Origin of the sequence: Neptunomonas sp., from assembly GCF_041601355.1 — a bacterium.
Classification (GTDB): Bacteria; Pseudomonadota; Gammaproteobacteria; order Pseudomonadales; family Balneatricaceae; genus Neptunomonas.
The window spans coordinates 1-6,564 of record NZ_JBFIIH010000170.1 but is presented as its reverse complement, the minus strand read 5'-3'; the positions used below and the strand labels follow the sequence as shown (position 1 = coordinate 6,564).

6 protein-coding genes are annotated in these 6,564 nt (G+C 48.6%); 5 read left to right on the top strand and 1 reads right to left on the bottom strand.

The features are described 5' to 3' along the window. Positions 1-281: 281 nt before the first annotated feature. The 4 genes from ABY436_RS18155 to ABY436_RS18140 all read left to right on the top strand — a co-directional run bounded on the left by ABY436_RS18155 (position 282) and on the right by ABY436_RS18140 (position 2,560). On the top strand, positions 282-932 hold the full coding sequence (locus ABY436_RS18155) for a hypothetical protein (RefSeq protein WP_372740344.1): 651 nt from the start codon (positions 282-284) through the stop codon (positions 930-932). Between the two features lie 3 nt (positions 933-935). After that, entirely contained in the window at positions 936-1,286 is a 351-nt protein-coding gene (locus tag ABY436_RS18150) for a hypothetical protein (RefSeq protein WP_372740343.1), read from the top strand. A 141-nt stretch (positions 1,287-1,427) separates the two neighbouring features. Further along, positions 1,428-1,913 carry an Hsp20 family protein gene (locus ABY436_RS18145; protein WP_372740342.1) on the top strand — a complete coding sequence of 162 codons (486 nt, stop codon included), beginning with the start codon at positions 1,428-1,430 and terminating at the stop codon, positions 1,911-1,913. Between the two features lie 29 nt (positions 1,914-1,942). Then, a complete protein-coding gene (locus tag ABY436_RS18140; protein WP_372740341.1) occupies positions 1,943-2,560 on the top strand; it encodes an Hsp20/alpha crystallin family protein in 618 nt (205 codons plus the stop codon). A gap of 178 nt (positions 2,561-2,738) precedes the next feature. Here the strand turns inward: ABY436_RS18140 and ABY436_RS18135 are convergent, their stop codons facing one another. Further along, positions 2,739-4,517, bottom strand: a complete 1,779-nt coding sequence (locus tag ABY436_RS18135; RefSeq protein ID WP_372740340.1) for an SLC13 family permease — start codon at positions 4,515-4,517, stop codon at positions 2,739-2,741. A gap of 311 nt (positions 4,518-4,828) precedes the next feature. On the opposite strand from ABY436_RS18135, the gene ABY436_RS18130 reads away from it, so the two are divergent. After that, complete coding sequence (locus tag ABY436_RS18130) at positions 4,829-6,556, top strand: PHA/PHB synthase family protein (RefSeq protein WP_372740339.1); 1,728 nt, start codon at positions 4,829-4,831, stop codon at positions 6,554-6,556. Positions 6,557-6,564: the final 8 nt, after the last annotated feature.

Below are 6,564 nucleotides of genomic sequence, written 5' to 3'. Positions count from 1 at the left end.
TCGGGGCTTCTCCCACACGCAACGTATCCACATAATTTACTGTGAGACAAGATACTGATTCGCACTATGGCGGATGTAACCTACTGATGGGCTGAACAATTTTGCAATTAAGTCTTACGTCAACTCAATTGCGTTTTACGGAATAGCTGCGAATACATTTCTAAGAAGCGTTGAGTTTGAAAAGCACGTATATAAAAATACCATCATCAGGACAGATGCAGTATTCTGAAATTACGCATCGGTATTATCTCTACCACATTTCATTCAGGAGGTGGCGAATAATGAATCGATACCTTTACATAATAATTATCATCACCCTCGTCATTATTGTTGCGGTACTCGGATACAAGGTTTTCAAAATCGAGAAAACGGTTGATTGCAACAACCCAGCGACCTTTGTGGAACAGCGGTTTCAACTCGATGCCGGATTCCAGACCAGTGCCAGATATCTTAATAAACTGGCCAAACTGGATGCCTGTGAAATGCAGAGTAAATTTCGTCCAGCGCTTGAGAAAAACACGCTGTCTGAGCAAGACCAGAAGCAACTTCAAGAAAAACTCATGATTTTTGCAATAACCAAAGATATCGAAATCAAAGCAAGTAGTTATGCTTTTTTGAATAAAGTATTTTTCTGGATATCGTTGTTTCTTGCTATCTGCATTATCGTAATTCCGGTTACCAGCACACTGGTTAAGGATGGCAGCAAACTTCACAAAATAATGAGTCCTGCGCAATTACCGGCCATTACTCTTTTAGCCGGACTATGTTTTAGCTTTTATGCCGACTATAAAGGAAAACAGACAAGTGCCGAGAACCTAATCCGTTATGCTTATTTCTCAAACGACCCAATTAAGGAGATTTCCAGTACGGTGCGAACCGCTCTTTCAGAGATTGATAGCGGACAGGATTTCTATGATCTGATAAAGGATTAAACTTTGCGAAAACTTATTTTAAATGGGGTCATCTTAGGCATTTTTTTTGAAATTATAACCATTATATTCAGATTTTACTTTGGGCTGGAATCAACTCGCGATACGACCATCATTAGTCAATTCACCGCAGGAATCCGCATTCATCATGGTTATATTGGATTCTTATTATTGCTCATTACCGGCTTTAAAATGGTTCCGCCTGATGCCAACAGGCACACAAAACTGTCGGTGTCACATTGGCTATTCAGTATCGGTATCGGACTCATCCTGAGTGATATAGCACATCATTTCATTATTCTCTGGATGACTACTGGTGATCCTCAATTCGATCTCATGTACCCAGCACTACGATGAGATTTTTAATATTTTTCTTGTAAATCGCTTGAAAAAGTATTTGGCGACCCTACATAAGATTTAAGGCAAGCATGTCCTGAATGGAAGCTTTGCCGGCATGATTGTTGGTTATTTTAATTCGCTTCTTAGGGAGGTTTTATTATGAACACAATTGATTTAACCCCTCTTTACCGTAGTAGTGTGGGTTTCGATAGCTTAGCGTCTCTGATAGACCATGCATTAGCAACCGAAACAAATACTAACGGCTATCCCCCATACAATATCGAAATGCTGGATGAAAAACGCTATGCAATCACACTTGCTGTGGCTGGTTTTTCACAAGAAAAAATCGATATACACGTTGATAAAGGCGTGCTGACAATTCGTGGCAGTAAGCCAGAGAAAAATGAAACTAAGTTTTTGCATCGGGGTATAGCAAACCGGACATTTGAGCGTAAGTTTAATTTGGCCGACCATATCGAGGTCACCGGTACTGATTTGGTTAATGGCTTGCTGACTATCAACCTGGTCAAAGAAATTCCTGAAGCTATCAAGCCTAAGACTATTGCTATTAACACTAATGGCTACGTATTAGAAAAGCATAAGACTGAAGACAAAATTGAGGCTAAGGGCGCCAATGCCGCTTAATAAATTAATTTACTTTGAGGGTTATAGTAATGAATCTTGAAAAACTAAAACCTTGGAACTGGTTTAAACACGAAGAAGACTCAGGCAGCCAAATACCTGTATCAATAAATAAAGCCAGTGCCGATTCTGCGCCAAAAAAGAACCAAGCATCGCCAGTGCCGGACTCAGCGGCAGGGTCTTTTTTGCAACTGCATCAAGAGATGGATCGCTTGTTTGATGATCTGGGGCGTTCATTTGGGTTTACTTCATTGCCCGCCTTAAAACGCAACGCTCCACTGTTAGACAGTTCGCTGTTTGATAATGCTGCGTTAGGCGCTTTTCGAGCTAAATTAAATGTTTCAGGAGGTGACAAAGAATACGAGATTTCGATCGAGCTTCCTGGCTTGTCCGAAGAAGACATTCATATCGATCTCCAAGGTAATGTGCTGACAATTCAGGGCCAAAAAGAGGAGGTAAATGAAGATAAAGACAAACATTATTATCGGGTTGAGCGAAGTTCGGGGGCGTTTCAGAGAACATTGTCGTTGCCGGATGATGCCGATACAGAAGGTATGACGGCGACCATGAAAAACGGCCTTCTGACACTCACTATACCGCGTAAGGCAACGCAAAAAGAAGCGGTCAGACGAATTCCAATTTCATCGTAATGGTAAGGTTGGAGGCGGCCAAACCTGTCTCCAACCATTTTATTGGATTACGGGGACAGTTTACTTAATTCCACATTTCTGAAGATTCCGAAATTCAGGGTGTGATTCTAAAGCGTGATTACGGGGACAGTTTACTTAATTCCACATTTCTGAAGATTCCGAAATTCAGGGTGTGATTCTAAAGCGGCCAGACCAGCAGAATCAGCGGCACTCCCAGCAATACAATCATAATTTCAAGCGGCAATCCCATGCGCCAGTAATCCCCGAAGGCGTATCCGCCCGGCCCCATCACCAGAGTATTAGACTGATGCCCGATCGGGGTCAGAAAGGCACAGGATGCACCTACAGCCACGGCCATGAAAAACGGATCCGGACTGACACCCAGCCCCAAGGCGATACCGTAGGCCAGTGGTGCCATGATCACGGCCGTGGCCGCATTATTGATGATGTCCGACAGGAACATGGTGACAACCAGCACCAGACCGATAACCAGATACACCGGAATACCTTCGGTCAGCGCCAACAACTGCGTAGCCAGCAACTGCGTAAGCCCCGTACTCTGCAATGCTGAGCCCACCGGAATCATGGCCGACAGAAGGATGATCACCGGCCAGTCGATGGCATCATAAAGATTGCGTACCGGCAGGATATCCAGCAGCAAATAGATCACAACGGCAAGACAAAATACGATCGCAAGCGGCAGCACCTTGGCAACACCCAGCGCAATGGCGATGGCAAAGACGGCCAGCGCGATTGCAATTTTTTTCGGCTGCCCGAGGCTGAGGTTCCGCTCGGCGAGTGGCAGCATGCCAAGCTCACTGAGCTGCTCATCGACACCATCTGCAGCGCCCTGCAACAGCAGAATATCACCCGCCTTAAACTGCTCGCGCCGTAATCGCCGGCGAACCTGCTGCCCTTCCCGGGCCAGACCGACCAGCGCCACAGAACTGCCGCTGAGCCTGCGTAATAAGGACACATCGCGTCCCTCCAGCACCGAACCTCTCTTGATAACCCCCTCTACCAGAGTGAGGTCGCCCTGGGTCAGCTCGGCAAATTTCTTATCGGCACTGGTAACCAGTTCCAGATCATTCTTGTCGAGCAAAGGTTGAACGTGCGACGGGTCGGCCTGCAGAATCAGAATATCGCCGGCATTGAGTAGCTGCCCCGGGCGTATCGATAGCGTCTTGCCATGGCGGTGCGCCACTCCCACCACTTCGATGCTGCTGTCATTCAGGCCGTCGATATCCTCTACCGGCCGACCCACCATTGAAGAGTCTGTGGTCACTATCACTTCTGTCAGGTATTCATCAATGGCAAATAACTTCTCCGGCGAGCTGCTCTTGAGGCGGGCTGCCGGTATCAGGCGCCAGCCCAGCAGCGTGATAAAGAGCACGCCCATAATGGCGATGGATACCCCCACCGGCGAAAAATCAAACATGTTGAATGGCTCTCCGCTCACCTCGGCTCGCATCATGGCAATGATGATATTGGGCGGTGTGCCTATGGCTGTTGTCATGCCTCCCAGAATACTGCCAAAGGCCAGCGGCATAAGAATCAGCGCCGGCGAGTGCTGATGCTTGCTGCAGGTCGCCAGTGCCACAGGCAGCATCAGCGCCAGCGCCCCGACGTTATTCATAAAGGCAGATGCTACCGTAACGACCGTGGTCATAATCAGGATGTGGCTTAACGGATTTTCGGTGTAGGGCAGTATTTTCTGTACGATCATGTCCACTACGCCGGAACGGCGCAACGCATCGGAGATCACCAGCACCGCCGCTACCGTGACGACCGCCGGATGACTAAAGCCAGCAAAAGCATCCTCAGCTGCCACTAAGCCTGCAAGCACACACAGCCCCAGTGCCATAACAGCCACAACGTCATGGCGATATTTTCCCCAGACAAAGAGCAGCAGCGTCAGCATCAGTACGGCGGTAATCAGCCATTGATCAGTATTCAAATACAAGCTCCCTATAACCCGTCTTTAGGCGACGACGCCCAGCGCTACGCATACACTTACAATACGGATACAACTACGAAAAAACCATAGCCTGGTCAACAAACTCTTACAGGGCCATTGAATTAGCGGATGATCGAACCGCCAACGCGTTAGCGCCTCCATACCACAGACAACAAATCTACTCTGAACCCATTCAAAAGCCAGATGAAAACGTCGTATTACAAAGCATCTGATAGCTTGGTATATTATATCGTACACTTGGCGCAGCTACTGGCCGGCCCGCTTTTTCAGTCGATATCGGAGATCAGCGAATGGATAATAAAAACTATGACAAGGTAACCCAAGATTTTCTGACTGCTATGACCACAGAAACTCAAAAATTAATGGAGATGTTCGGCGGCAAGGCCAGCTCCGGTGAGAATGACTGGGTGAAACTCAACGAGGCCTGGGGCCAGATGTTAAAGACCCCGCAAAACCCCGATGACGTGATGAAGGCCATCAGTGACTACCAGAAAAACCAGTTGGGACTCTGGGCGGGATTACTCGGCACTTCTTCTGAGAAAGCCACCAAGCCTGCCGCGGGAGATCGCCGTTTTAATTCCCAGGAGTGGAGTGAAAATCCGATTTTTAACTACATCAAAGAGTCCTATTTAATGGCCTCGCACATGATGCAGCAAACGGCCAGCAACGCCAATCTGGATCCGAAGAAACAAAAGCAGCTGGATTTTTACACCCAGCAGTATATTGATGCGCTTGCCCCCAGCAACTTCATCGCCACTAACCCCGAAGCCCTCCAGACAGCCATTGATACCAAGGGCCAGAGCCTGATGGACGGCATGCAGAACCTGATAAAAGATATGGAAAAAGGCCGCATCAGCATGACCGATGAAACGGCCTTTAGCCTCGGCGAAAATATAGCTACCACACCAGGCTCTGTCATTTTCGAAAACGAACTCATGCAACTGATCCAGTACAGCCCGGCTACGGACACCGTCGCCGAACGGCCGCTACTGATCATTCCGCCGTGTATCAACAAGTTTTATATTCTGGATCTGCAGGCTCATAACTCTTTCGTCAAATACGCCGTAGATCAGGGCAACACTGTATTCCTGATATCCTGGGTTAATGCCACCCCGGAGCAGCGCCATCTGTCCTGGGATAACTACGTAGAAAGCGGTGTATTGAAGGCCCTGGAAGTTGTCAAAGCGGTTAGCGGTAGCAAGCGGGTCAACTGTGTTGCCTGGTGTGTGGGCGGCACTATCACTGCGAGTGCCATGGCGGTCCTCGCCGCACGCAAAGACAACACAATCAGCTCCGCTACTTTCCTTACTACGCTCACAGATTTTGAAGATCCGGGTGAAATTGGGGTATTCTTGGACGATCCGGAATCTATTCTGGGGGACGTCAACGCTGCCGGTGTGCTGGACGGCAAAAACCTGTCCAACGTGTTCAACTTGCTGCGCTCCAATGACCTGATCTGGTCCAACGTGGTCAACAGCTACCTTAAGGGTAAATCTCCGGCACCCTTCGACATTCTTTACTGGAACAGCGACCCGACCAGCCTGCCAGCGGACATGTACAACTACTACCTGACTAACATGTACCAGCAGAACAACCTGATCAAGCCCGATTGCCTGACCATCTGCGGTGAAAAAATCAACCTCGGTAAAATCACTGCCCCCTGCTACTTCCTGTCCTGCATTGACGACCACATCGCACCGTGGAAAAGCACCTTCGCCGCCACCGATATCATCCCCAACGTCGAATTCGTACTGGGTGGCAGCGGCCACGTGGCCGGCGTCATTAACCCCGCCTCCAAGAACCGCCGCAATCACTGGATTAATGGTGAAACCGGCCAAGGCCACGATCACTGGCTGGAAACCGCCAAAGACGTCCAGGGTACCTGGTGGAACCACTGGGCTCCCTGGCTGAAAAAACGCGCCGGCAAACAGGTTGACGCACCCAAAGCCGTCGGCAATAAAGACTACCCAATTCTGGAACCGGCACCCGGCAGCTTTGTGAAGACGAGAATTAACTAACAGGAACC